The sequence below is a fragment of the Bradyrhizobium sp. Tv2a-2 genome, from assembly GCF_000472425.1.
Classification (GTDB): domain Bacteria; phylum Pseudomonadota; class Alphaproteobacteria; order Rhizobiales; family Xanthobacteraceae; genus Bradyrhizobium.
The window spans coordinates 336,608-359,727 of record NZ_AXAI01000004.1 but is presented as its reverse complement, the minus strand read 5'-3'; the positions used below and the strand labels follow the sequence as shown (position 1 = coordinate 359,727).

Below are 23,120 nucleotides of genomic sequence, written 5' to 3'. Positions count from 1 at the left end.
CAGGATAAGATCTCTCAAATACATGTTGGCGGCGGCAGCTCCAGGGGAGCCGCCGCACACTGCCAATGCTGACATCACCAGCCGTAAGCGTAGCCGGGATAGGAGTAGTAATAAGTCGGATGGCTCCAATATGAATTATAGGCCGGATAGCCCCAATACGAATTATAGCTCGGATAAACTCCATACGAATAATAGATGGGATAGCCCCCGTCCGGATAATCCCGACGTACCCGATAGCGCACGTCCGTCGTCGCAGCTGGTACCGCAGCCTTGATCGACATGCCATTGATCGGCGCAGCAAATGATTTGGCCGTGGTAGCCGAAGCGAGAGGACCGGCAATCGCGAGTGCAACCACGAGCCTGCGGACTTGAATCTTCATGGTAACTCCTGTTCGCGTTAGAGGTGACTATTCACCACGTGACGATGATGAGGCAGGATGGCTACAGAGAAGTTGCAACCATCGGGAAATTAGTTACCTGGGTAACGAGCGATCTGCTCGTTGCATGCTCAGGTGGATGGTGGCGCAAAGCCAAGTCCCGCGACCCGCCACTCGATCGGAACTGGCTGGGACACATCACATCGCCTCTCAACCCTGGCTCTGTGAAAAGTCGCGAGTGAGCCAGAATTCTTCCGTTGCCTGATGGGGAGATACGGATGGGCGCTTCGTTGAAGGCAAACCGCCGAGCTGTTTTCGCGAGTACTCAATCGCACCTCCGAGATCGTGTCAGCGGCGCGGCGCGCCAGGCAGTGCGCGCTAGTATGGACGATTGGGCGCGTCACCTGTCGACATCTGGGGCCAGCCGTCGAGATTCCGGTCTCGGCAGCACAAGTTGCAGAGATCGGAATGGAAAGTTTTCAAACTCGAAAGCAAGGTTTGGGGGCACGTTGTAGATCGTTACTCTCAAGCAGGCTCGTGAGGTCGGCGGCCAGATTATATGGGCTATGCGCGGGTGAGCCGTTCGATCGTTATCTGAACCGCATGATCGAGAGATCGGCATACAGAAGCGCGTTCGCCGATATAGATCGATTTGTGCTGCAGGTGCCTGAGGATTCGCCTGTAGTAACGATGTTCACGGGTTAACCAGCTAAGAGCGGCGCTGGGCATAACGAACTTCGGACGGCCTGGGCGGAGCTTTTCGGACGCGGCCGGCGCCACGACTTGAGGACCCGGCAAGCCATCGAGGCGCACCTCAAGCGCCGCGGTGGGTGGGTTTATGCGTGGGTAGAGAATCGAAACGCTTCGACTTCTCGGGGATTTTGCTCATATTCTGGCGGAGACGGAGGGATTCGAACCCTCGATAGGGCTTTACAACCCTATAACGGTTTAGCAAACCGCCGCCTTCAGCCACTCGGCCACGTCTCCGGCTGTCGCCGATATGCCCGACGCGGCCCCGCGCCGCAAGCACCAGATTTGCTGTATCCCGCCTGCGTGATCGTAAAGTTCGGCTACGCCGGCTCCGTTGGATTCCAGCCATCAGGAGGGGCCTGGTTGGCGGCTGTCTTGCGCTGCACGTCCCCGGCTCACCGACTCAATATTATGTAGGCGCGTGGACACGCGACTCTTTGCCGGTCTCGTTCGATTCGAGGTCACCACCGGTTGTTTGCAGAGGAAAACCGGATCGTCGGTTGCCTACGGGGCGATCGAGCCACAAAATGGAACCGTTTTTAAAAGTCATTTGATAACAATGACTTATTGAAGCCGCTCTATCACGTTTGCGTGTTGTTTGTGCAACACCCGTCTGAAAACGCGCTGCAGCAAGCCGTTTGACGCGGTTCCTTTGTTGCTTGTGCAAGGTGCTTCGGTAATTCTCAAGGTGCGACGGAGGGGGGCATCCCGATGTCGTCCCGTGTTTTGAGCTTTGTCGCTTAAGTCCCTCGCGTTCAGCGGGTGTGTCCGAAGGCGCGATGGAACTTAAGCGCGGGTCCCACGGGGACTAAGGAACCAGCCTTAAGGGTGTCAGCACCCAGCGGATCCGGAACCTTCCCTGATAGAGCAACTTGGAGGTTTAACATGAAGTTGGTTAAGAGCCTTATGCTCGGCTCAGCGGCGGGTCTTATCGCCATGAGCGGGGCACAGGCAGCCGACCTTCCCGTCAAGGCCAAAGCGGTCGAGTACGTGAGGATCTGCTCCCTGTATGGTGCTGGGTTCTGGTACATCCCTGGCACCGATACCTGCATCAAGATCGGCGGTTATCTGCGCGTTGACACCACGTTCAACGGCGGCATCTACGGCCAGCCAGCCTGGAACGGCGGCCTCGGCACCGGCGACCGGTTCACCGATCGCCTGAACAGCCGCTCCCGTATGGCGCTGACGGTTGATACCCGTACCGCCACTGAATATGGCGTCGTCCGCACCTTCGCTCAGGGCGACTTCCAGTTCAATAACTTCGGCACCACCAACCCGACCGTGCTTGGCGCGGCCCCGACTGCACTCGGCGGCAGCAACTCGTCGCTGCTCGACGGCGTGGGCGGCGGTTACGTCGCGGTTGAATACGTCTTCATCCAGTTCGCCGGCTTCACCTTCGGTAAGTCGTCCTCGGCCTACGCGACGCCTTGGAACGGTTATCCGGGCAACAACAACTCGTTCCTGATCGGTGGCAACGACTCCGTCACCGGCGTGAACAACATCCAGTACACCGCTCAGTTCGGCAACGGCGTGTCGGCCACCGTCGGTCTCGACGATCCGACGCTGTTCAACCGCACCACGCTGGCGAACCTCTCGGTGCCTCTCGGCACACCGCTTACGACCGGTTTCGCCCTCTCCAACGCCTATGGCGGCTTCGTCATGCCTGACGTGGTCGGCAACGTGCGCGTCGATCAGGCCTGGGGTCTGTTCCAGGCGTCAGGCGCGATACATATGGTCAACGCATCGTATAACCTCCTTGGCGCTGGCGGCGCTCCAGTGTCGGGCGCGACGGCTCTGACCGACTCGATCCTGTCGGGCCATCCGGAGACCAAGATCGGTGGTTCGGCGATGCTCGCGTTGCAGATCAAGAACATCCCAACCGGTCCCGGCGACGACTTCAAGATCGACGCCAGCTGGTCGAAGGGTGACACCAAGAACGTGGTCTCCACCTCGGGTGCTTCGCCGAGCTTCCTGATGATGGGCGGCGTTCCCAACCAGTTCGCTGGCAGCGGAACGATCGGCCTCGGTGCGACCACCGACGGTGTCTTCCTGCCGGTGGCTAACGGTGGCGATGGCAACATCCATCTGACCACGGCCTACGGTGTCCGCGGTGCCTTCAACCACAACTGGGACCCCTACTGGTCAACCAGCTTGTGGGGTGGCGCCGCTTGGGTGCGGTATGACGGCGTGGCTCGGGCCGAGATGTGCGCAGCCTTCGGCGCCTTGGTTCCCGGCTTGGGCGTGACCTACAGCTGTAACCCGAACTACACTGCCGCGATGGCGGGTGTGGTGACCCGCTGGACCCCGGTCAAGAACTTCACGTTCTCGGCCGAAGTCGGCTGGTTTGGCCTGCAGCAGAACTGGTCGGGTACTGCGACCTTCTCGCCTGGCGCGCCGCAGCCGATCCAGGCTTTGACGTTCGCCAACCAGAACACCATGTTCTTGAACGTCCGCGTTCAGCGCAACTTCTGACCGAGGCCTCCTAACGGAGGATCTCACCAGACCCCCGGCAGGCAACTGCCGGGGGTTTTGCTTTGTTAGCCTGGATTTACAGTGCACTGAGTGACATGTGGAGGAGCCGCTGGCCCCGCAAATCCGCTCAACTCTCCTGTTGTAGCGAAGCGAGCCCAGCCAGGTGCCGCCGGCCTTCCTCGGTCAGAGACACCATCGCGGCCCCGGGTTTTTCGCCGGATGCCTTCAGCCGAATGAGGCCCTTGTTCTCCAGAAACCTCGCATGCGAGGTCACGAAGGTCGGGTTGACCTGCAGCGCATCGGCGATCGCCTGTACGCTTGCGCCGTCGCCCTGGTCGAGCGGCCGCAAGGCCATCACGATCATCCATTGCGGGCCGGGGACGCCCAGCACCTGCGTCCAGAAGTTGCGAAACTCTTCCAACTGCACGGGCGATTCTCCGAACGCAAATCGCCAGACAAGGTCTTGGCTCGGCGGTGCGAATGGTCTCACGCCGATGTTGCCGCTTCAAGACCGCGATCACGAGCACCGCGCGCGATTGTGAGCGACCGGCGGATTGCTGGCGCGGATCTCGATCGCTAGCCTCCTGTTGCATACCCGCCAAACACGCTGTTGCGGGGCATAACAAGATTCTCGTTCAAGGGAGCAGTTAAGGCCGTGGCCGATCTCACACCGCCCGCCATGCTGGAATTCCGCTGCCCGGCCGAATTGCACGGCGTCATTCCTGCGCCTCAGCCTGCGAGCCTGGCGCTGCCGGATTGGCTGAAAGCAATGCCGGCGCAGGCCTTCCACACGCTGAACGCCCGGGAGGAAAGCACGGTCAAGCGCTGCCCGCCCTTTATCGATGCGATGACGTCCGGTTTCCTGATTCCCCTGATGTGCGATGTCAGAATCGAGAACGGCGAGTTCATCTGGGACAATGAGTTGCCGCCGGGCGGCTCGCTTTCATTCGTGCGCTCGCCGATCAGCTTCCACGATTCGAGCCAGGTGACCGGCTCGCCCCTGTTTGCCGACGATCGTTTCCTGATCAAGTTTCACAATCTTTGGACCATTCGGGCGCCGGAAGGCTATGCGATCCTGTTCACCCACCCGTTCAACCGCTTCGATCTGCCTTTCACGACCCTGACCGGCATGGTCGATTGCGACCGTTATAGCGACAACTGGATCCATTTCCCGGCGCACTGGCACGATCTGGATTTCACCGGCGTGCTGCCGAAAGGCACGCCGATCGCTCAATGCATGCCGGTCAAGAGGGAGACGTGGAAGGCAAGCTTTGCGGCCTTCACCGACGAGGATACCAGGAGCGTGCACGAATTGACGACAGCCGTCGGGCAGGAGCCCGGACTGTACCGCCGCAAGTTTCGCGCCTGACCTCATCGCGCTTTAGCGCAAGTCGGATGACTTGTTGAGGAAGTTCACCGCCGCGCTTCTACGCAGGAAGAAGCGCCCATGGCTTGGCGCGGCCAGCGAGTGAATGGCGCGCCCGATCATGTCGGGGCGCCCGCGCACAGCCTCGCGGAGCTTCATTTCTCCCTGGTCTCGCTCGCCCATCTCGAGCAGACACACCGCAAGATTGGCGCGGCTCATCGCATCGTCCGGCCGCAATGCGAGCGCCTGCTGATAGCGCGTTGCGGCCGCGTCATAGGCCCCGTCAAGACACAGCGCTCGCCCCAGTTCGGCAAGAATGTCGGGCCTGTTTGGCGCAAGCGCCGCGGCGCGCTCGAGCAGTGCCCGCGCGTGATGGCGGGCATTCTGCTGCAGCTGCAGCGAGCCAAGGTCGAGCAACAGCTCGACCACATCGGGAAGCAGGAGAAGGCCGCGCTCCAGCACCGCTACCGCCTGATCGAGCTCGCCCTTGTTTGAGAGCAGGCTCGCAAGCTCGCGGAAGGCCGGCGCGAACGGCGGCCGCTGCCTCGTGGTCCGTTCCAGCTGGCCGATCGCCTCGTCGCGATGTCCCGATTTCGCAAGCGCAATCGCCAGAAACGTTTCCAGGCGCGGGTCCTGGCTTCGCTTCGCGGCTTGACGGAGTGCCGCGGCGGCTTCCTCAAAGCGTGCCTGCTGCAGCAGCACTTGTGCCAGGATCGACGCGGCGGCGGAATTGGCCTTGTCCGCGCGCAAGACGGAAGAGGCAAGCCGCTCAGCCTCGTCCTGCCGCCCGGCGCGCAGCGCCCAGGATGCGCGCTCGACCTTCTCGTCCGCCGCGCTGCGCCGCGTCGTTGCGCCGGACGCCGGTTGCTTGGTCTTCATTCCCGCAGTCTTCTTGCTTTTGTCCGGCACACGGCATTGCCGCGCGGCGTCACCAAGGAATCGCAGTCACCGGGGATGACGACAACCTTCGCGTCCGCAACGGTGCGATGCGCCGCGCCCAGGAATAATCATTCAGGGAAGGGGTTTAGGCGCAGCGACGGCGTCCCGATCGCGCGGCAGAATAACCGTGGCTATTCCACCGCGCCGCGACGCAGGTCGGCCTCGATCTGCAGATGCATGCCGCCGCCGAAGCGGGCCCGGTAGACCTGCAGGTTTTCCATCACCCGCTGCACATAGTTGCGGGTCTCGGAGAAGGGGATCAATTCCACCCAGTCGACCGCGTCCACCTTCGGATCGCGCGGATCGCCATAGCGGTCGACCCATTTCTTGAGGCTGCCGCGGCCGGCATTGTAGGCGGCAAAGGTCATAATGTAGGAGCCGCGATAGTCCTCGATCAGCCCGCCAAGCTCGGCGGCGCCGAGCGCGGTGTTGTAGACGGAATCGCTCTTCATCCGCCTGAGGTCGAAGGTGACGCCGGCGCGCTTGCAGACATATTGGCCGGCATCAGGGGTCACCTGCATCAACCCATAGGCCTGTGCCGGCGACACCACGGCCGGATTGAAGGCGCTTTCCTGCCGCGCAATCGCGAAGATCACGCTGTGCTCGACCTCCGGTCCGATCGCGCGGTACTGCGGAATGCCGTTGAGCGGGTAGGCGTAATGATCGAACGGCAGGCCGCGGTTGAGCGCGGCCTTGCCGACCAGGAGCATGCCGCGCGCGTCGCCATAGTGCTCGGCGAGCTCGCCAAGCCCGACCAGCGCCTCGGGATCGCCGTTCTCGCCCTCGTCGGCAAGGACCGGCACCGCGAGCTCGCGCTCATCGAGCTCATAGAGCAGTTGCACGGCGCGCACGATCTCCAGCCGCTCAGCGGCGCGGCTATGCGGGGCGGGGCGCAAGCCAAGCTGCGGCAGGCCGAGCCTGGCGCGGGCCAATTGACCGTAGTAGCTGGTCGATTGCTCGGCAGCGGACTGATAGGCCGCGCGGGCCTCCTGCACGCGGCCTGCAGCATCCGCGGCGCGGCCCTGCCAATAGCCGGCCCGCGCCAGCGTGGTCGGATTGGCGCTGCCGATCCCGATGCGAGCGAAATGCTGAGCGGCGACGGTGGGATCGTTGAGGAAGCGCAGCGCGATCCAGCCCGCGGTGAACTCCTGCTCGGTCTTGTAGATGTCGCGGTTGGGAAGTGCGGAATCGCGGGCGATCAGGTAGGCGGTACGGTTCTCGCCGGCGTCGATCATCTTGCGTGCGAGCAGCCGTCGCTCGATCCACCATTCGTCGACATTGTAGAGGCGGCCCGGGTCGCGCGGCGCACTGAGCATCAGCTGCGCGGCTTCCGTAAATTTCTCCTCCCGCCGCAGCAGCTGGATCTTGGCAAAGAGGTAGCCGACATCGCCATGCAGCTCGTACGGCACGGCCTCCAGCAGCGCGCGCAGGTTGGGCGCCTTCCCGCTGGCTGCGATGCGCGCTTTGGCGAGCGCGACGTAACCCGCGCCGAGCCGCTTCGCCTCCCGCATGCCGCCTGCCTGCTGCTCGCTGCCGTAGAGCAGCGTGTCCATGCGCGCCTTGTGATCGGCGCCCGTGAGCAGGGCGCCGAACATGTCGAGCGCGGTGCTCTCGGTGTCCTCGCTCATCCCGTCATTGCGCCAGGCTTCGCGCACCAGCCGCTCGGCATTGGTTCGGTCACCGCGCGCGAGCATTGCCTTGGCGAGCGCCAGGCGGCCCTTCGCAGACAGCGGCGATTCATTCTCGAACCAGGACCAGACGACGGAATCCTCGCGCTTGTCGTCCCACATGGCGGCTTCGAGCCGCCGCCGCAGGAAGCTCTGCGAGGGCCAGCTCGGATTGGCCTCGATGAAGGCACGGTAGCGCTCCACGCTCGCGCCATTGTCATCGCTGCGCAGGATGATCCATTCGGCAAGTTTTCGGGCGACAGGATCGGAAATCGAGGCCTCGGCCTGGGTGGCGTCGCCCGGGTTGTGCTTGCGGAGGAGCTCGATGACGTTCTCCAGCGCGTTCTTGTCGCCTTGCGAGGTCGATGACGTCGCGGCGACCGCGGCAGGCGTGACCGGCTTGCGCGGCGGCGTCGCGGGCAAGCCTGGCCGCAGCCGCGGCGCCGGAGCCATCGGCACGGCCGAGGCAATGCTGGCCGTCATCTTGGGCGGCGCTGCGGGCACGGCGATGGCGGTCGCGGGCGCAGCGGCGGGAATCGGTTTCGGCACGACGCTGCGGGCGACCGGACGCGGCTTCGGCAGCGGAACCTTCTGGGCCATCAGCTCGTTTGCGGCAAAGGCCGTCACGGCGACCGAGACGGTCAGCGCGCCCGCCAACATGGCGGAGAGCGCGGCGCGACTTGTTGACCGCAGTGCGGCTGCGAGTGGAGAAGGGGGCACGGCGTTCCTTCGCGGCGAATCGTGGGGTCGCCTAAGGGTTAGCTGCAATTGACTGAATATTTCGGAAAGGAACAGTAAACGCTCGACCAGCCGCGGTTTTTCTGCTCCCGCACCGCGGCAAAATCGCGACCGAATGGCCCCGTCGCCTTACGGTGAACATCGGCCGCCGCTACGGTGCCGGGTCTTTCGCCTGGCAGCCAGACCCGATATGAAGGGCCTTTCGTACGAGCAGCGCGGCCTTTGGCCGGCGTTTCGGAGGAGTTCCATGGCAGCCAAGACGAAATTCCGGGGTTCCTTCACAGCCCTCGTGACACCGTTCAAGAACGGCTCTCTGGACGAGGCGGCGTTTCGCGCCCTGGTCGGCTGGCAGATCTCGGAAGGTACCCACGGCCTGGTCCCGGTCGGCACGACAGGCGAGAGCCCGACCTTGAGCCATGACGAGCACAAGCGCGTCGTGGAGTGGTGCATCGACGAGGCCAAGGGCCGCGTGCCCGTGATTGCGGGAGCCGGCTCGAACTCGACCAAGGAAGCCATCGAGCTCGCAGAGCATGCCGAGAAGGCGGGCGCCGCAGCCGTGCTGGTGGTGACGCCCTATTACAACAAGCCGACCCAGGAAGGGCTCTACCAGCACTTCAAGGCGATCAATGACGCGATCGGAATCCCGATCATCATCTACAACATCCCGCCGCGCTCGGTGATCGACATGTCCGTCGACACCATGAAGCGGCTGTTCGAGTTGAAGAACATCGCAGGCGTCAAGGACGCGACCGCGAGCATGGTGCGCGTGTCGCAGCAGCGCGCGGCAATGGGCGAGGAGTTCAACCAGCTCTCCGGCGAGGACGCCACCGTGCTCGGCTACATGGCGCATGGCGGCCATGGCTGCATTTCCGTCACCTCGAACGTCGCGCCGCGGCTGTGCTCGGAGTTCCACACCGCCTGGCAGCGCGGCGATCACGCTACCGCCTTGAAGCTGCACGATAAGCTGATGCCGCTGCACATGAACCTGTTCATTGAAAGCAATCCGGCGCCAGTGAAATATGCGCTGTCGTTGCTCGGCAAGCTCGAGGAGAAGCTGCGGCTGCCGATGGTGCCGGTGACCGAGCCGACCCGCGTCGCCGTGCGCAACGCCATGGTTCATGCCGGACTGATCAACTGACCAGTCGTTGCGCAGAAGCGCAGCAAGAAGGGGACAGGGGCGATGCTGAAGGAGTTCCGCGAATTTGCGATGAAGGGCAATGTCGTCGACCTCGCGGTTGGCGTCATCATCGGTGCGGCCTTCGGCGCTATCGTCAACTCGCTGGTTGGCGACATCATCATGCCGATCATCGGCGCGGTCACGGGTGGCCTGGATTTCTCGAACTACTACGTCCCGCTTGCGAAGTCGGTCACCGCCAGCAATTTGGCCGACGCGAAAAAGCAAGGCGCCGTATTGGCCTGGGGCAATTTCATCACGCTTACGCTGAACTTCCTGATCATCGCGGTCGTGTTGTTCGTGGTGGTTCGCGCCATGAACCAGCTCAAGCGGCACGAGGCCGCGGCCCCGGCCGCGCCGCCGAAGCCGTCGCGTGAGGAAGAGCTTTTGACCGAAATCCGGGATTTGCTGAAGAAGGCTTGATGTGGCCGAGAAAAACGAGCGAGCGATCAAGGTCGTCGCGGAAAACCGCAAGGCACGGTTCAACTACGCGATCGAGGATACTGTGGAGGCGGGGCTCGCGCTGACCGGTACCGAGGTGAAGTCGATCCGCTCCGGCAAGAGCACGATCGCTGAATCCTATGCGGACGCGCGGGACGGCGAGATCTGGCTGATCAACGCCAATATCCCCGAATATCTGCAGGCCAACCGTTTCAATCACCTGCCGAAGCGGCCACGCAAGCTGCTGCTGCACAGAAAGCAGATCAACAAGTTGATCGGCGCCGTCGACCGCGAAGGCATGACGCTGATCCCGTTGAAGCTTTACTTCAACGAACGTGGCCGCGCCAAGCTGCAACTCGCGCTCGCCAAGGGCAAGAAGCTGCACGACAAGCGCGAGACCGTGAAGAAGCGCGACTGGGGCCGGGAGAAGGGCCGCCTGATGCGGGCGAGGGGATGATCTTGGCGCCATGCGGATGCGCGCTTATCTAAGCGGTCGCGCCTTGTGCGCGGAGGAAACCACGCGATGAACCAGCGAAATCTACAAGAAGTCGATTGGAGCAAGATCCCGGCACCCGTCGATGACGGCGCCACCGCGCATCTGGTCGGCATGCGCCTGCCGCCAGTGTCCTTGCGCGCCACCGACGATACCATGGTGACGCTGTCGTCGCTTGCCGGCCGCACGGTCGTGTTCGGCTATCCGCGCACCGGCGAGCCGGGCAAGATCGCACTTGTGGACGATTGGGATATGATTCCGGGCGCCCGCGGCTGCACGCCGCAGACCTGCTCGTTTCGAGATCTCTTTGCCGAACTGAAGGCGGCGGGCGCTTCGCAGGTATTCGGCCTGTCGACGCAGGACAACATCTATCAGACCGAGATGGCTTCGCGGCTGCATCTGCCGTTTCCTGTGCTGTCAGACGAGAAGCTCGAACTGACCCGCGCTCTGCGACTGCCCGTCATGGAGGTGGCCGGGCTCACGCTGATCAAGCGGCTCGCGCTGATCATCGACGACGCCCGCATTGCGCACGTGTTCTATCCGGTGTTCCCGCCGGACCGGAACGCCGCCGAAGTGCTGGCCTGGCTGAAGCAAAATCAGGTCTGAGAGCGTTTTCGAGCGAAGTGGACACCGGTTCGCGTGAAGAAAACGCGTCAAAACAAGAATCTAGAGCTCCGGTTCTGATTCAATCAGAACCGGAAATGCTCTTGTGTCCCGAGTCTGAAGTTTGGCGGACTCCAAATCGACTCGATGATAGCGGAATCTTCTCATTTTGGAGAGGATTGGCTCATGGGTCGACGCTTCGCTCCGCTGCAACTGAATGAGATTGAGCTCGCCGAGCATCGTTCGTCGTCGTGGCTGTGATCGGCCGGCGCGCTATCATCGCAGGGCGCGCTATCATCGCAGATTGCTTACGGATGCAACACTTCGCAAGCGTACTTATACCTTTCAGATACCTTTTCTTTTTCGTTCGGATACGATCGGCAGTACCTTGAATGTGCCCCTGAGGTTAGCCGATGGTAGGTTCGATCCGCCCGAGTGTCGAGACTATTGGAAACGCTGATCCGGAGCTGGGCGGTCTCGATCCTGCCCTTGCCTCAGATGCAGCCGAAGAGGCTCAGGCGTGGCAACGGCAGTTGGCGGATGGCTCAAAAACCGTCCATCCGGAAGAAGCTGCAACTGTCCAGCCGGAAGAAGCTGCGCTCGAACCAGAGACCCTTCCGGCGGAAATTGCCAACCCGCTCGACCCGGATGTAAACGCTTCGCAAAATATTCGGCTCGAACCTCTGCGCAGGATCCCCACGCCAGTGGGCGACGGTGCCGGGGATCCGAAACCAGCCAGCTTTAACCTGTTCGACGGAAAGATAGGGAGTGAATTAAGCAACCTTTTAGCTGAAGTGGCGACCCTTGCCGGCGTTGACCAAGTGGGAATAGTCGGTGAGAGCCTGTTTGCGGTAGGAGGTGCATCGCAAGCCCAGAAAGTCACGAAGCTTCTGCAATCGGGCTCTCTTCAGCAGACCGAGGAGCTTCTCGATGCGGGTGTACAGTTTGTGAGGGGGATCGGAAACGTAGCTTCGGGAATAGCCGGCATTGCTGGTTTCAGCGGACATGTCGCGGCCGGTAAGGCATCTTCGGGTCTCTGGTCTTTCACAGAAGCACTGAATGCGTTGAAGCAGGCCTATCACTTAATCAAAGCAGGCAAGAAGCTTACACCTGATCAACAGGTCCGCGTCGGGGAGATAATCGGCAGTATTCTAAAATCCGTTGGAGCTGCTGCATCGACGCGAGTTCCGGGACCCGGGCCAACCATTACCCAGGTCGTCGGGACAGGAATCAGCATAGGCAGCGGTTTCCTCAATGCCCGCAACAAAAATATTGATGTGAGCCTTACCGCAAAAGAACTCTACGTTAACTTAAAAAATCTTTTGGGTGCCCTCCAGACGCCGCACGGCCAGAGTCGATCCGAACCGGTATCGGAGCAATTCAACCCCGATGCTCACGGGACGGTCTGACGCCGCCAGTACCGCCGGCGCACGTACGGTGCCTGCGGGATTGAGCCTCTCGAGCTCTTCCTGCGCTGTCGGCATCCCGCGATCGTCCCCAAGCATTGAGATCGGAAACAAGGTCCGCTGGCCGCTGTAGCCCGGTGCGGTTAGCACGGCGGAACACCGCCGATCCGGCATTATTTGGTTGCAAATGACATGGGCCGCACTTGCCGGTGAAATCGACATTCGCCGATGCCTGCGGCCGTTTGCGTAATTCACGAGCTGGTTGGAGATTGTTTCTTCGCCTTGGTCCCTTTGTCGACCATCACGACAGCCATGGAGTTCTTATGCCGAAGCTTGCACTAGCAGCCTCGCTCACACATGGTCCGACTTGTGGCTGGACGAGCGGGAGGAACGCGAGGTGAGGAGCAGCTGCTTCAGGGCTAATCCAGATCCGCCTTCACCTTCGCAAACACGCTGCGGAACATTTCCGGTGTCAGCACACCCGTATTCGTGTTGTAGCGCGAGCAGTGATAGCTGTCGTAAAGTTTGAAGCGGCCGGCCTGGTGCACGGCGCCATGCCCAAAGGGCACCGTCGAGCCGCGCAGCTTCAGGACCTTCGCAACCGTCTCATGCGCGATGCGCCCGAGCGCCACGATCGCGCGCACTCGGGGCAGGGCTTCGATAGTCAGTCCCAGGAAGCTGCGGCAGGTGTTGATCTCCGCCGGCAGCGGCTTGTTCTGCGGCGGCACGCAACGCACCGCGTTGCTGATCAGGCAGTCGACCAGCGTCATCCCGTCATCGGGGCGCGCCTCGTAACTGCCGCGCGCAAATCCGTAACTCAGCAGCGTCGCATAGAGCAGGTCGCCGGCATAGTCGCCGGTGAACGGCCGTCCCGTGCGATTCGCGCCCTGCATGCCCGGCGCAAGGCCGACGATCAGAAGTCGCGCCTGCGGATCGCCAAAGGACGACACCGGGGCGTTGTACCAGGCCGGCTCCTTCGCGCGCGCCTGCGCACGGAAATCGGCCAGCCGCGGGCACAGCTGGCAGTTGCGATCGGGCTCGGTCGAGAGCAACGTGGCAGGCGGGATCTGGCCGTTCGCCTGTCGCTTCTCAATCGTCGAAGTCTTCATCGGCACCGCCCCGAGGCGCCACGGTCGTCGCGCGCTGCAGGAATTGCGGCGCATGATGGCGTGGCTCGCGCGGCGCCGGACGCTCGGACGGATCGCGGCCGAGCTTCGACTGCAGCTCCACGAGATCGGTAAAGACGTCGGCCTGACGGCGCAGCTCGTCGGCGATCATCGGCGGCTGGCTGGAGATGGTCGAGATGACCGTCACCCGCACGCCGCGGCGCTGCACGGCTTCGACCAGCGAACGGAAATCGCCGTCGCCGGAGAACAGCACCATCTGGTCGATATGCTCGGCGAGTTCCATGGCATCGACCGCGAGCTCGATGTCCATGTTACCCTTGACCTTGCGGCGGCCCGAGGCGTCGATGAACTCCTTGGTCGCCTTGGTGACGACGGTGTAGCCGTTATAGTCGAGCCAATCGATCAGGGGGCGGATCGAGGAGTATTCCTGATCTTCGATGATCGCCGTGTAGTAGAACGCCCGCACCAGATTGCCGCGGCCCTGGAATTCCTTGAGCAGGCGCTTGTAGTCAATGTCGAAACCGAGCGTCTTGGCCGTCGCGTAAAGATTGGCGCCGTCGATAAAGAGCGCGATCTTATTGGTAGAAGATGACATCAGTGGGTTACTCGCTTGAGTTGGTATCCATTTTTGGCGCGATGGCAGCGACCGCGCTTTTCAAAGCACTGCCAAGACCGGGTACTGCCGAGACTCATCATGCCAAGACTTATACTGCCGACACCTAGCGGTCATTCCGGTAAGATTACCGCACATCCGGCGGGGTGGGGGCAATAAGGGTATGTTTATGACGACGCAAGAAAGCGCTTTTTTGTCCGAATCCGCCAAACGCGGCCTTCGCACTTTGCGTCTCGAGCGTCTACATATGGGGTTAGCAAACCGGCCGGCAGGGGCCAAATCACAAATTTGTCTTGCGAACTGGCACCAGCCTCTATAACTACCCGACAAAATCCGCATTTTGGGCCCTCAAAACAACGGAGCGACAAGCGATGGCGCGCGTCACGGTCGAAGATTGCATCGACAAAGTGGACAACCGGTTCGACCTGGTCCTGCTGGCGGCCCACCGGGCCCGCATGATCTCGTCCGGCTCACAACTAACAGTTGACCGAGATAACGACAAGAACCCTGTAGTATCGCTGCGCGAGATCGCAGACGCTACCATCTCGCCGGAAGATTTGCGCGAGGAACTGGTGCATTCCCTGCAGAAATTCGTCGAGGTTGACGAACCGGAGCCTGACACCGTTCCACTGATCGGCTCGGCCGGCGCCAGCGTCGATGCAGACGATACCGAGGTGGCGGTTGAGCGCATGACGGAAGAGGAACTCCTCAAAGGTCTGGAAGGCCTGGCGCCGCCGGAAGAGCAGCCGGAAGAGGACGAATAGGCAAGGCCCGTTTTGTTTCGTCCTGTTACGGCCTAACGGCTCGGCAGTTCTTGGAAGCCGCGACACGCGCTGCAACATGGCGCTAAAATTTAAGGCCCGGATGTCCATCCGGGCCTTTGCTTTTGTTGACCTTTTCGTGGTTACCATAGAGCCTTCACGGCTCCCGGACATCGGCAGTCTTATCTGTCCCCGATTTGATCGGCGGACAGGCTGTTCGGCGTTACACTGGAGGCGAAAACGAGCAGGGCCGCCGTCTCAGGAGGTCCCGCGACATGGTCAAGAGGCGGTTTTTCGATGGCGTATCGGCGCCAGAGCCCTCCCCAGATGCAGGCTGCAACCGAATCGGTTGCTGCGGCCCCGTCGTCGCCCGTGAGGGCGTCGCCCAAGGCGTCGCGGGCGCGCATGATGCGCCAATATGATCTGGTCGAGCGGGTCCGTTCCTACAACCCCGATACAAACGAGGATCTGCTCAACCGCGCCTATGTCTACGCCATGAAGGCGCACGGCTCGCAGACCCGCGCCTCCGGCGATCCCTATTTTTCCCATCCGCTCGAAGTCGCCGCCATCCTCACCGATTTGAAGCTCGACGACGCCACCATCGTGGCGGCGCTGCTGCACGATACCATCGAGGATACCGAAGCGACGCGCGCCGAGATCGACCAGATATTCGGCGCCGAGATCGGCGCCCTGGTCGAGGGCCTTACCAAGCTGAAGCGGCTGGAGCTGGTGTCGCGGGAGGCCAAGCAGGCGGAAAACCTGCGCAAGCTCCTGCTCGCGATCTCCGACGACGTGCGCGTGCTTCTGGTCAAGCTCGCCGACCGCCTGCACAACATGCGCACGCTGGAATTCGTGCCGCCGGAGTCGCGCAAGCGCATCGCCGAGGAGACGCTCGACATCTACGCCCCGCTCGCCGGTCGCATGGGCATGCAGGAACTGCGCGAGGAGCTCGAGGACCTGTCGTTCCGCACTCTCGATCCCGAGGCTCATGCGGTGGTGAAGCAGCGCCTCGATGCGCTGGCCGAGCGCAACCGCAACCTGATCGGCGAGATCGAGACCCAGCTCACCACCAATCTGCGCAAGAACGGGCTGAGCGCGAAGGTCTATGGAAGACGCAAGAAGCCGTTCTCGATCTGGACAAAGATGGAGCGCAAATCGGTCGGCTTCGAGCAGTTGTCCGACATCTTTGCATTCCGTGTCATCGTCAGCGATGTGGAGGCCTGCTATCGCGCGCTCGGCATCGTGCATACCACCTGGCCGGTCGTGCCGGGGCGTTTCAAGGATTACATCTCGACGCCCAAGCAGAACGATTATCGCTCGATCCACACCACCGTGATCGGCCCCGGCAACCAGCGCGTTGAACTCCAGATCCGCACCGAGGAGATGCACCGCATCGCCGAATTCGGTATCGCCGCGCATGTGCTTTACAAGGACGGGGCCGGCTCGCCGAACGAGCGGTTGAAGCACGAATCCAATGCATTTGCCTGGCTGCGCTCAACCATCGCCATCCTCTCCGAAGGCGCCAATCCGGAAGAGTTTCTGGAGCACACCAAGCTCGAGCTGTTCCACGACCAGGTGTTCTGCTTCACCCCGAAGGGCAAGCTGATCGCGCTACCGCGGCACGCCAATGTGATCGACTTTGCCTATGCCGTGCATACCGATGTCGGCAACAGCGCGGTGGGCTGCAAGATCAACGGCAAGTTCGCGCCATTGTCGTCCGAGTTGCAGAACGGCGACGAAGTCGAGGTCATGACCTCGGAGGCGCAATCCGCGCCGCCCTCGGCCTGGGAAGCGCTCGCACGCACCGGCAAGGCGCGCGCGGCGATCCGCCGTGCCACCCGCACGGCGGTGCGCGATCAATATGCCGGCCTCGGCCGGCGCATCGTCGAGCGCCTGTTCGAGCGCGCCAAGCTGGAATATGCCGACGACAAGCTGAAGGGGGCGCTGCCGCGCCTAGCGCGGAACTCGATCGACGACGTAATGGCCGCTGTCGGTCGCGGCGAGATGAAGGCCTCCAACGTCGCCCGGGCGATGTATCCCGACTACAAGGAAGAGCGCGGCGCTCGCTATGGCGGCAAGAAGAGCCTTTCAATTAAATCGCCTGCGGATCCGCACCGTAGCCCGTCGGCGATCCCGATCCGCGGCATCAATTCCGACCTGCCGGTGAAGTTCGCGCCCAATGGGGGCGCGGTGCCGGGCGACCGCATCGTCGGCATCGTCACGCCAGGGGAGGGCATCACGATCTATCCGATCCAGTCCCCGGCCCTGAAGGATTTCGAGGAGGAACCGGAGCGCTGGCTCGACGTACGCTGGGATGTCGACGACTCCACGCCGCAGCGCTTTCCGGCGCGCATTCTCATTCAGAACGTCAACGAGCCCGGCAGCCTTGCCCAGGTGGCGACCGTGATTGCCGAGCACGACGGCAATATCGACAATATCAGCATGCACCGCCGTTCGCCTGACTTCACGGAGCTGACCATCGATCTGGAGGTCTATGACCTCAAGCATCTCAGCGCTATTATCGCGCAGCTGCGCGCCAAATCCGTGGTCGCCCGGGTGGAGCGCGTGAACGGTTAGTTCTTTTAGAATTCTTGTGAGTGCCAATATGCCCGCTTCCCCGCTGCGCCTTGGCGTCAATGTCGATCATGTCGCGACCTTGCGTAACGCGCGGAGCGGCGCGCGGCCCGATCCGGTCCGCGCCGCGTTGCTTGCGATCGAGGCGGGCGCCGACGGCATCACTGCGCATCTGCGCGAAGACCGCCGCCATATCCGCGATGCCGACATGGCGCGGCTGAAGGCGGAGATTTCAAAGCCGCTGAATTTCGAGATGGCGGCGACCGAGGACATGCTGCGGATCTCGCTCGCGACCAGGCCGCATGCGGTCTGCCTGGTGCCGGAGCGGCGCGAGGAACTGACCACCGAGGGCGGGCTCGACGTGGTCGGCCAGCACAATGCGCTCGCCCCCTTCATCGCCAAACTGACCGACGGCGGCATCAGGGTGTCGCTGTTCATCGCCGCCGACGTCAGGCAGATCGAGATGGCGGCGAAGCTGCGCGCGCCGGTGGTGGAACTGCACACCGGGGCTTGGTGTGATGCCGTCGTCGATGGCCATGCCGAGAAGGCCGAGGCCGAGTGGCAGCGGATCGTGACCGGCGCCAGGCTTGCCAAAGCGGCCGGACTGGAGGTCCATGCCGGACACGGGCTGGATTATGCGACCGCCGAGACGATCTCCGCACTGCCGGAGCTTGCCGAACTCAACATCGGCTATTTCATGATCGGCGAGGCCATCTTCGTCGGCCTGGCCGAGACGGTGAAGGCCATGCGCGCTGCGATGAACCGGGGGCGGAGCAGGGCATGATCATCGGCATCGGTTCCGACCTGATCGACATCCGCCGCGTCGCCCAGGTCATCGAGCGCCATGGCGACCGCTTCCTGGAGCGCATCTTCACTGCCGAGGAGCGCGCCAAGGCCGCGCGCCGGGCCAAGAACGAGAAGATGCTGGTCGCGACCTACGCCAAGCGATTCGCCGCGAAGGAGGCCTGTTCCAAGGCGCTCGGCACCGGCATCCGGCTCGGCGTCTGGTGGCGCGACATGGGAGTCGTCAACCTGCCGGGCGGGCGCCCAACCATGCGCCTGACCGGCGGGGCGCTGGCGCGGCTTGAGAAGCTGACGCCGCCCGGCCTTCAGGCACGGATCGACCTCTCCATTACTGACGACTGGCCTTTGGCCCAGGCCTTTGTGGTCATTTCGGCCGCGGCCGCCGCGCCGTCCTAGCCAAAAGCCGTCAAAAACAAAAAGTCAAACAATTCCAATTGCTTGTAAGTTTCTAGTGCGGCTGTTGATTGCGAAGCAGCGCGCAACCGTCTAAAACCGGTACTCCAACGTGGGCGAATTCGGGTTTGCGCCGGAATTGGCCCTCACTATCAAAAAACCAGAACCAATTCCTCATGAACGCGAGGCGAAGCGCTGTTCGCGTGGGGATTTTCTGCTACCGCGAGCGGCGGTGGGCTGCGACGGAATCAGGATGCGATGAGCGTGACATCTCCGACCAAAACTGAGAGCGGCCTAGGCGAAACCATCCGCGTCATCATTCACGCTCTCCTGATCGCGCTTGTCATCCGTACCTTCCTGTTCCAGCCGTTCAACATCCCCTCGGGATCGATGAAGGCGACGCTGCTGGTCGGTGACTATCTGTTCGTCTCCAAATATTCTTACGGCTACAGCCATTATTCGATCCCGCTGTCGCCGCCCTTGTTCACCGGCCGCATCTTCGGCTCCGAGCCCAACCGCGGCGACGTCGTGGTGTTTCGGCTGCCGAAGGACGACTCCACCGACTTCATCAAGCGTGTGATCGGGCTGCCCGGCGACCGTATCCAGGTGAAGGAAGGGCTGCTCTACATCAACGATCAGCCGATCCAGCGCGAGCGCCTGAGCGACTTCATCGGCGAGGACCCTTGCGGCTCGGAAGCGACCGCGCGGGTCAAACGCTGGAAGGAGACGCTGCCGAATGGGGTAAGCTACGAGACGCTCGACTGCGTCGACAACGGTTTCTACGACAACACCAATATCTACACGGTGCCGCCCGGTCACTTCTTCATGATGGGCGACAACCGCGACAATTCGACCGACAGCCGCGTGCTGTCGGCAGTTGGCTACGTCCCGCTCGAAAACATCGTCGGCCGCGCCCAGATGATCTTCTTCTCGGTGTCTGAAAACGAGCATGCCTGGATGTTTTGGCGCTGGCCGTGGACCGTCCGCTGGAATCGTCTGTTCAAAATCGTGCGATGACCGACGACACGCCTGACATCAACACCGCCTCGATCGCTCCCGCCTTGAGCGAAGGGCCCGAGGCCGTGCCCGAAGGCAAGGTGGCGAAGAAGAGGCGCAGCAAGCCCCGCGCCAAGGGGCAGGCGAGCAAGGCGGCAGCGAAGTCCGCGCATGCCGAAATCGAGGCGCGGATCGGCCACAGCTTCAGCGACCCGAACCTCCTGATCACCGCCTTCACCCATGTCTCGGCCTTGAAGCCGCAGCGCAAGCGTGCCGACAGCTACCAGCGCCTGGAGTTTCTTGGCGACCACGTGCTCGGGCTCATCGTCTCCGACATGCTCTACCGCGCCTTTCCCAATGCGGACGAGGGCGAATTGTCCAAGCGTCTCGCCGAGCTCGTGCGCAAGGAGAGCTGCGCCGACGTTGCGCGCCTGCTTGGGCTGGCCGACGACATCAAGCTCGGCGCCGTCGGCGCGAGTGCGGGCGCGAGGTTGCGCAAATCCGTGCTCGGCGACGTCTGCGAGGCCGTGATCGGCGCGATCTATCTCGATGGCGGTTATGTTGCGGCCGCCGACTTTGTTGCGCGCAACTGGACCGAGCGGATGCAGAAGCCGCGACGGCCGTTGCGCGATCCCAAGACGGTCCTGCAGGAATGGGCGCAAGGCAAGGGCCTGCCGACCCCCGTCTATCGTGAAGTCGAGCGCACCGGTCCCCATCACGATCCGCAGTTCCGCGTTGCTGTGGACCTGCCTGGGCTCGCGCCGGCCGAGGGAATCGGCAGCTCCAAGCGCGCGGCCGAGAAGGTCGCGGCATCCGTCATGATCGAGCGCGAAGGCGTTGGCGGCGGCAATGACGGATGATGCACCCGCGGCTGGGGCACCAGACGCGACGCGCTGCGGCTTCGTCGCGCTGATCGGCGCGCCCAATGTCGGCAAATCCACCCTCGTCAATGGGCTGGTCGGCTCCAAGGTCACGATCGTCTCGCGCAAGGTGCAGACCACGCGCGCGCTGATCCGCGGCATCGTGGTCGAGGACAACGCCCAGATCATCCTGGTCGACACGCCCGGCATCTTCTCGCCCAAGCGCCGGCTCGACCGCGCCATGGTCAAGACAGCCTGGAGCGGTGCGCATGATGCCGACCTCGTCTGCGTGCTGCTCGACGCCAAAAGCGGGCTCGACGAGGAGGCCGACAGCATCCTGAGCAAACTGGCCTCCGTCGACCATGAGAAGATTCTGATCCTGAACAAGATCGATCTCGTCCCGCGGGAAAAGCTCCTGGCGCTGGCGCAGGCTGCCAACGAGCGTCTGAAGTTTGCCAACACCTTCATGATCTCGGCCCTGTCGGGCGACGGCGTCGACGATCTGCGCAAAGCGCTGGCCGCGGCGGTTCCGCCCGGCCCGTTCCTCTATCCCGAGGACCAGATGTCGGACGCGCCGCTGCGCAGCCTTGCGGCGGAAATCACCCGGGAGAAGATCTTCCAGCAGCTGCACCAGGAGCTGCCGTACCAATCCACCGTCGAGACCGACAGCTGGACCGAGCGCAAGGACAAGTCGGTTCGCATCGAGCAGACGGTTTTTGTCGAGCGGGAAGGACAGCGCAAGATCGTGCTCGGCAAGGGCGGTGCGACCATCAAGTCGATCGGCGCCGAGGCGCGCAAGGAGATCGCCGAGATCCTTGGCGTGCCGGTACACCTGTTCCTGTTCGTCAAAGTGCGCGAGAATTGGGGCGATGATCCCGATCGCTACCGGGAGATGGGGCTGGAGTTTCCCAAGGAATGACGTGAAGCAATGATTTGCCTGTTACGATGAACGTCCCGAACAATGTGCTGTGGTTCCAGCTTCTGCTCTATCTGTCCTTGATTCTGGACGCGGTGTCGGTTGCGTTTAACGACCGCACGCCGACCCCTGACGCGACCGATGCCATGATCGCGGCAAACACGCTTCTCAATGGCGGCCTGATCCTGCTCTTGGTCTACTTCGTCCATCTCGCCGCCCGCCGCCGCAAGAACTGGCCGCGCTGGGTGCTGGTCGCAGCGCTCGTGCTGTCGGTGATCTCGCTGGTCGACGTCATCGGCACGAGGGGCCTGGAACTCGACAGCGGCATCGAGATTGTCTCCTGCGTGCTGACGGCTTTGGGGCTGTATTTCTCCTTCACTGGCGATGCCAAAGGCTGGTTCAACGCGTGATGCTCGCTCCGTCAGTCCGGGTTCGATGCTCTGCATCGCCCCGGAATGACCGGTAAAAGCGGAGCCCACTGGACAGATCGGTTGAGCTCGCTTCGCTTAACGGACCCCACATGGTAGTTTCCCACCCATGGAATGGACCGACGAGGGCATTGTGCTGGGCGTGCGGCGGCACGGCGAGGCCTCCGCCATTGTCGAACTCCTGACCCGCAGCCATGGCCGCCATCTTGGGTTGGTCCGGGGCGCGGCCAGCGCGCGGATGCGGCCATGGCTGCAGCCTGGCAACAGCGTGAGCGCGGTGTGGCGGGCGCGGCTCGACGAACATCTCGGCACTTATGCCATCGAGGGGACGCGGTTGCGTGCCGCCGGCCTGCTTGCCTCATCGCATGCGGTCTACGGCGTGACCCATCTCGCGTCGCTCGCGCGGCTGTTGCCGGAGCGCGATCCACATGAGGATCTCTACGAGATGCTGGAGCGCACGCTCGACGATTTCGACGATGCCGGCGAGGCCGCGGTGCACCTGGTGCGTTTCGAGCTTGCGATGCTGACCGAGCTCGGCTTCGGCCTTGACCTCGCCAATTGCGCCGCGACCGGCGAGACCGAGGACCTCGTCTACGTCTCGCCGAAATCCGGCAGCGCGGTGTCGCGCTCCGCCGGTGAGCCCTGGCGCGACCGCCTGTTGCGATTGCCGTCCTTCCTGCGCGAGGAGGAGGGCGGCGAGGCCAGCTTCTCCGATCAGGATCTGCTCGACGGTTTCCAGCTCACCGGCCTGTTCCTGCTTCGCCATGTGCTGGAGCCGCGCGGCCAGCACCATTCCGACGCCCGCGAAGGCTTCATCGGCGCGGTGGCACGGCAGCGTGCGAAGCGGGCCATTTCGTCGTCCTGAGGCGTGGTCCCTGGCGCGACCGATGGCGAGGTCACCCGGTACTGCCGGAAGGACGGCCAGCCAACGATCCAGGCCGCGCATTTCGGCGGGTAGTCAACGGGCGGGTTGGAGTCTTCCGCCTCACGGCCTTGGCGAGATCTGCAGCTCCAGGAGCGCAATCCGCTGCAGCGCTGTGACGTCGCGCTCGCCCGCCTTGGCCGAGCGGAGGATTGATTGCGCGAGAAGGTTCACCTGGGTCGAGCTGACCGGCTCCGGCAGGGTGGCAACCGAGGCCTCGAGCGCTGCCGTCATGAGTTCAATGATTTCTGGAGCGAAAACGGCGTCCGAGAAGTCCTTCATCGCCATGAACTCCTCTCA

General features: G+C 62.8%; 23 protein-coding genes and 1 tRNA gene. 16 read left to right on the top strand and 8 right to left on the bottom strand.

Annotation, left to right across the window (positions count from 1 at the left end; translation table 11 throughout):
• Window positions 1-74 precede the first annotated feature (74 nt).
• Together A3AI_RS0110445 and A3AI_RS0110440 are read right to left on the bottom strand one after the other, a co-directional pair.
• On the bottom strand, window positions 75-380 hold the full coding sequence (locus tag A3AI_RS0110445; protein WP_024515530.1) for a hypothetical protein: 306 nt from the start codon (window positions 378-380) through the stop codon (window positions 75-77).
• Between the two features lie 890 nt (window positions 381-1,270).
• Window positions 1,271-1,364: transfer RNA gene (locus A3AI_RS0110440), tRNA-Ser, on the bottom strand.
• Window positions 1,365-2,012: 648 nt separating this feature from the next.
• On the opposite strand from A3AI_RS0110440, the gene A3AI_RS0110435 reads away from it, so the two are divergent.
• The gene (locus A3AI_RS0110435) at window positions 2,013-3,599 is read left to right on the top strand and encodes a porin (RefSeq protein WP_024515529.1); all 1,587 of its coding nucleotides are present in this window, start codon (window positions 2,013-2,015) and stop codon (window positions 3,597-3,599) included.
• A gap of 127 nt (window positions 3,600-3,726) precedes the next feature.
• Here the strand turns inward: A3AI_RS0110435 and A3AI_RS0110430 are convergent, their stop codons facing one another.
• Window positions 3,727-4,026, bottom strand: coding sequence for a helix-turn-helix domain-containing protein (locus A3AI_RS0110430; protein ID WP_051382345.1), 300 nt, complete (start codon window positions 4,024-4,026; stop codon window positions 3,727-3,729).
• Between the two features lie 252 nt (window positions 4,027-4,278).
• Between A3AI_RS0110430 and A3AI_RS0110425 the strand changes: the two genes are divergently transcribed.
• Window positions 4,279-4,968: a hypothetical protein gene (locus A3AI_RS0110425; RefSeq protein ID WP_036047988.1), complete on the top strand. Its 690-nt coding sequence runs from the start codon at window positions 4,279-4,281 to the stop codon at window positions 4,966-4,968.
• A gap of 12 nt (window positions 4,969-4,980) precedes the next feature.
• Here A3AI_RS0110425 and A3AI_RS0110420 read toward each other — a convergent pair whose 3' ends face one another.
• Window positions 4,981-5,844, bottom strand: coding sequence for a tetratricopeptide repeat protein (locus tag A3AI_RS0110420; RefSeq protein WP_084800886.1), 864 nt, complete (start codon window positions 5,842-5,844; stop codon window positions 4,981-4,983).
• Window positions 5,845-6,035: 191 nt separating this feature from the next.
• Window positions 6,036-8,231: a lytic transglycosylase domain-containing protein gene (locus A3AI_RS0110415; RefSeq protein ID WP_051382344.1), complete on the bottom strand. Its 2,196-nt coding sequence runs from the start codon at window positions 8,229-8,231 to the stop codon at window positions 6,036-6,038.
• Between the two features lie 325 nt (window positions 8,232-8,556).
• Between A3AI_RS0110415 and dapA the strand changes: the two genes are divergently transcribed.
• The 5 genes from dapA (at window position 8,557) to A3AI_RS0110390 (ending at window position 12,429) form a co-directional block, all read left to right on the top strand.
• Entirely contained in the window at window positions 8,557-9,447 is an 891-nt protein-coding gene (gene dapA, locus A3AI_RS0110410) for a 4-hydroxy-tetrahydrodipicolinate synthase (protein ID WP_024515524.1), read from the top strand.
• Window positions 9,448-9,489: 42 nt separating this feature from the next.
• Complete coding sequence (mscL, locus tag A3AI_RS0110405; RefSeq protein WP_024515523.1) at window positions 9,490-9,906, top strand: large conductance mechanosensitive channel protein MscL; 417 nt, start codon at window positions 9,490-9,492, stop codon at window positions 9,904-9,906.
• Between the two features lies 1 nt (window position 9,907).
• The gene (gene smpB / locus A3AI_RS0110400; protein WP_024515522.1) at window positions 9,908-10,381 is read left to right on the top strand and encodes an SsrA-binding protein SmpB; all 474 of its coding nucleotides are present in this window, start codon (window positions 9,908-9,910) and stop codon (window positions 10,379-10,381) included.
• A 66-nt stretch (window positions 10,382-10,447) separates the two neighbouring features.
• Window positions 10,448-11,023, top strand: a complete 576-nt coding sequence (locus tag A3AI_RS0110395; protein ID WP_024515521.1) for a peroxiredoxin — start codon at window positions 10,448-10,450, stop codon at window positions 11,021-11,023.
• Between the two features lie 410 nt (window positions 11,024-11,433).
• On the top strand, window positions 11,434-12,429 hold the full coding sequence (locus tag A3AI_RS0110390; protein ID WP_024515520.1) for a hypothetical protein: 996 nt from the start codon (window positions 11,434-11,436) through the stop codon (window positions 12,427-12,429).
• A gap of 416 nt (window positions 12,430-12,845) precedes the next feature.
• Here A3AI_RS0110390 and A3AI_RS0110385 read toward each other — a convergent pair whose 3' ends face one another.
• The gene (locus A3AI_RS0110385; RefSeq protein WP_024515519.1) at window positions 12,846-13,535 is read right to left on the bottom strand and encodes a uracil-DNA glycosylase; all 690 of its coding nucleotides are present in this window, start codon (window positions 13,533-13,535) and stop codon (window positions 12,846-12,848) included.
• Complete coding sequence (locus A3AI_RS0110380; RefSeq protein WP_024515518.1) at window positions 13,516-14,148, bottom strand: LabA-like NYN domain-containing protein; 633 nt, start codon at window positions 14,146-14,148, stop codon at window positions 13,516-13,518. The genes A3AI_RS0110385 and A3AI_RS0110380 overlap by 20 nt, the downstream gene beginning before the upstream one ends.
• A gap of 389 nt (window positions 14,149-14,537) precedes the next feature.
• On the opposite strand from A3AI_RS0110380, the gene rpoZ reads away from it, so the two are divergent.
• From rpoZ to recO, 9 genes are all read left to right on the top strand, one after another.
• Window positions 14,538-14,930 (top strand): DNA-directed RNA polymerase subunit omega, encoded by a 393-nt coding sequence (gene rpoZ / locus A3AI_RS0110375; RefSeq protein WP_024515517.1) that lies wholly within the window; start codon window positions 14,538-14,540, stop codon window positions 14,928-14,930.
• Between the two features lie 294 nt (window positions 14,931-15,224).
• Window positions 15,225-17,504 carry a RelA/SpoT family protein gene (locus tag A3AI_RS0110370; RefSeq protein ID WP_024515516.1) on the top strand — a complete coding sequence of 760 codons (2,280 nt, stop codon included), beginning with the start codon at window positions 15,225-15,227 and terminating at the stop codon, window positions 17,502-17,504.
• 28 nt (window positions 17,505-17,532) lie between these two features.
• Complete coding sequence (locus A3AI_RS0110365) at window positions 17,533-18,285, top strand: pyridoxine 5'-phosphate synthase (protein WP_024515515.1); 753 nt, start codon at window positions 17,533-17,535, stop codon at window positions 18,283-18,285.
• Window positions 18,282-18,701, top strand: a complete 420-nt coding sequence (gene acpS, locus A3AI_RS0110360) for a holo-ACP synthase (protein WP_024515514.1) — start codon at window positions 18,282-18,284, stop codon at window positions 18,699-18,701. The genes A3AI_RS0110365 and acpS overlap by 4 nt, the downstream gene beginning before the upstream one ends.
• Before the next feature lie 255 nt (window positions 18,702-18,956).
• A complete protein-coding gene (gene lepB, locus A3AI_RS0110355) occupies window positions 18,957-19,715 on the top strand; it encodes a signal peptidase I (RefSeq protein WP_024515513.1) in 759 nt (252 codons plus the stop codon).
• Window positions 19,712-20,554 (top strand): ribonuclease III, encoded by an 843-nt coding sequence (gene rnc / locus A3AI_RS0110350; RefSeq protein WP_024515512.1) that lies wholly within the window; start codon window positions 19,712-19,714, stop codon window positions 20,552-20,554. The genes lepB and rnc overlap by 4 nt, the downstream gene beginning before the upstream one ends.
• Window positions 20,544-21,473 (top strand): GTPase Era, encoded by a 930-nt coding sequence (gene era, locus A3AI_RS0110345; RefSeq protein WP_024515511.1) that lies wholly within the window; start codon window positions 20,544-20,546, stop codon window positions 21,471-21,473. The genes rnc and era overlap by 11 nt, the downstream gene beginning before the upstream one ends.
• Before the next feature lie 26 nt (window positions 21,474-21,499).
• Window positions 21,500-21,880 carry a hypothetical protein gene (locus A3AI_RS0110340; protein WP_024515510.1) on the top strand — a complete coding sequence of 127 codons (381 nt, stop codon included), beginning with the start codon at window positions 21,500-21,502 and terminating at the stop codon, window positions 21,878-21,880.
• Window positions 21,881-22,007: 127 nt separating this feature from the next.
• A complete protein-coding gene (gene recO, locus A3AI_RS0110335; RefSeq protein ID WP_024515509.1) occupies window positions 22,008-22,763 on the top strand; it encodes a DNA repair protein RecO in 756 nt (251 codons plus the stop codon).
• Window positions 22,764-22,883: 120 nt separating this feature from the next.
• On the opposite strand, the gene A3AI_RS0110330 is transcribed toward recO, so the two are convergent.
• Window positions 22,884-23,102, bottom strand: coding sequence for a hypothetical protein (locus A3AI_RS0110330; protein WP_024515508.1), 219 nt, complete (start codon window positions 23,100-23,102; stop codon window positions 22,884-22,886).
• Window positions 23,103-23,120: the final 18 nt, after the last annotated feature.

Bases quoted from the DNA above. Each gene is read 5' to 3' on its own strand.
- mscL (WP_024515523.1), top strand. From the start codon at position 9,490: ATGCTGAAGGAGTTCCGCGAATTTGCGATGAAGGGCAATGTCGTCGAC.
- A3AI_RS0110435 (WP_024515529.1), top strand. From the start codon at position 2,013: ATGAAGTTGGTTAAGAGCCTTATGCTCGGCTCAGCGGCGGGTCTTATC.
- A3AI_RS0110385 (WP_024515519.1), bottom strand. From the start codon at position 13,535: ATGAAGACTTCGACGATTGAGAAGCGACAGGCGAACGGCCAGATCCCG.
- rpoZ (WP_024515517.1), top strand. From the start codon at position 14,538: ATGGCGCGCGTCACGGTCGAAGATTGCATCGACAAAGTGGACAACCGG.
- recO (WP_024515509.1), top strand. From the start codon at position 22,008: ATGGAATGGACCGACGAGGGCATTGTGCTGGGCGTGCGGCGGCACGGC.
- era (WP_024515511.1), top strand. From the start codon at position 20,544: ATGACGGATGATGCACCCGCGGCTGGGGCACCAGACGCGACGCGCTGC.
- A3AI_RS0110380 (WP_024515518.1), bottom strand. From the start codon at position 14,148: ATGTCATCTTCTACCAATAAGATCGCGCTCTTTATCGACGGCGCCAAT.
- lepB (WP_024515513.1), top strand. From the start codon at position 18,957: ATGAGCGTGACATCTCCGACCAAAACTGAGAGCGGCCTAGGCGAAACC.
- A3AI_RS0110445 (WP_024515530.1), bottom strand. From the start codon at position 380: ATGAAGATTCAAGTCCGCAGGCTCGTGGTTGCACTCGCGATTGCCGGT.
- A3AI_RS0110365 (WP_024515515.1), top strand. From the start codon at position 17,533: ATGCCCGCTTCCCCGCTGCGCCTTGGCGTCAATGTCGATCATGTCGCG.
- A3AI_RS0110340 (WP_024515510.1), top strand. From the start codon at position 21,500: ATGAACGTCCCGAACAATGTGCTGTGGTTCCAGCTTCTGCTCTATCTG.
- acpS (WP_024515514.1), top strand. From the start codon at position 18,282: ATGATCATCGGCATCGGTTCCGACCTGATCGACATCCGCCGCGTCGCC.
- rnc (WP_024515512.1), top strand. From the start codon at position 19,712: ATGACCGACGACACGCCTGACATCAACACCGCCTCGATCGCTCCCGCC.
- A3AI_RS0110415 (WP_051382344.1), bottom strand. From the start codon at position 8,231: ATGTTGGCGGGCGCGCTGACCGTCTCGGTCGCCGTGACGGCCTTTGCC.
- dapA (WP_024515524.1), top strand. From the start codon at position 8,557: ATGGCAGCCAAGACGAAATTCCGGGGTTCCTTCACAGCCCTCGTGACA.
- A3AI_RS0110390 (WP_024515520.1), top strand. From the start codon at position 11,434: ATGGTAGGTTCGATCCGCCCGAGTGTCGAGACTATTGGAAACGCTGAT.
- A3AI_RS0110370 (WP_024515516.1), top strand. From the start codon at position 15,225: ATGGCGTATCGGCGCCAGAGCCCTCCCCAGATGCAGGCTGCAACCGAA.
- A3AI_RS0110395 (WP_024515521.1), top strand. From the start codon at position 10,448: ATGAACCAGCGAAATCTACAAGAAGTCGATTGGAGCAAGATCCCGGCA.
- A3AI_RS0110425 (WP_036047988.1), top strand. From the start codon at position 4,279: ATGCTGGAATTCCGCTGCCCGGCCGAATTGCACGGCGTCATTCCTGCG.
- A3AI_RS0110420 (WP_084800886.1), bottom strand. From the start codon at position 5,844: ATGAAGACCAAGCAACCGGCGTCCGGCGCAACGACGCGGCGCAGCGCG.
- A3AI_RS0110330 (WP_024515508.1), bottom strand. From the start codon at position 23,102: ATGAAGGACTTCTCGGACGCCGTTTTCGCTCCAGAAATCATTGAACTC.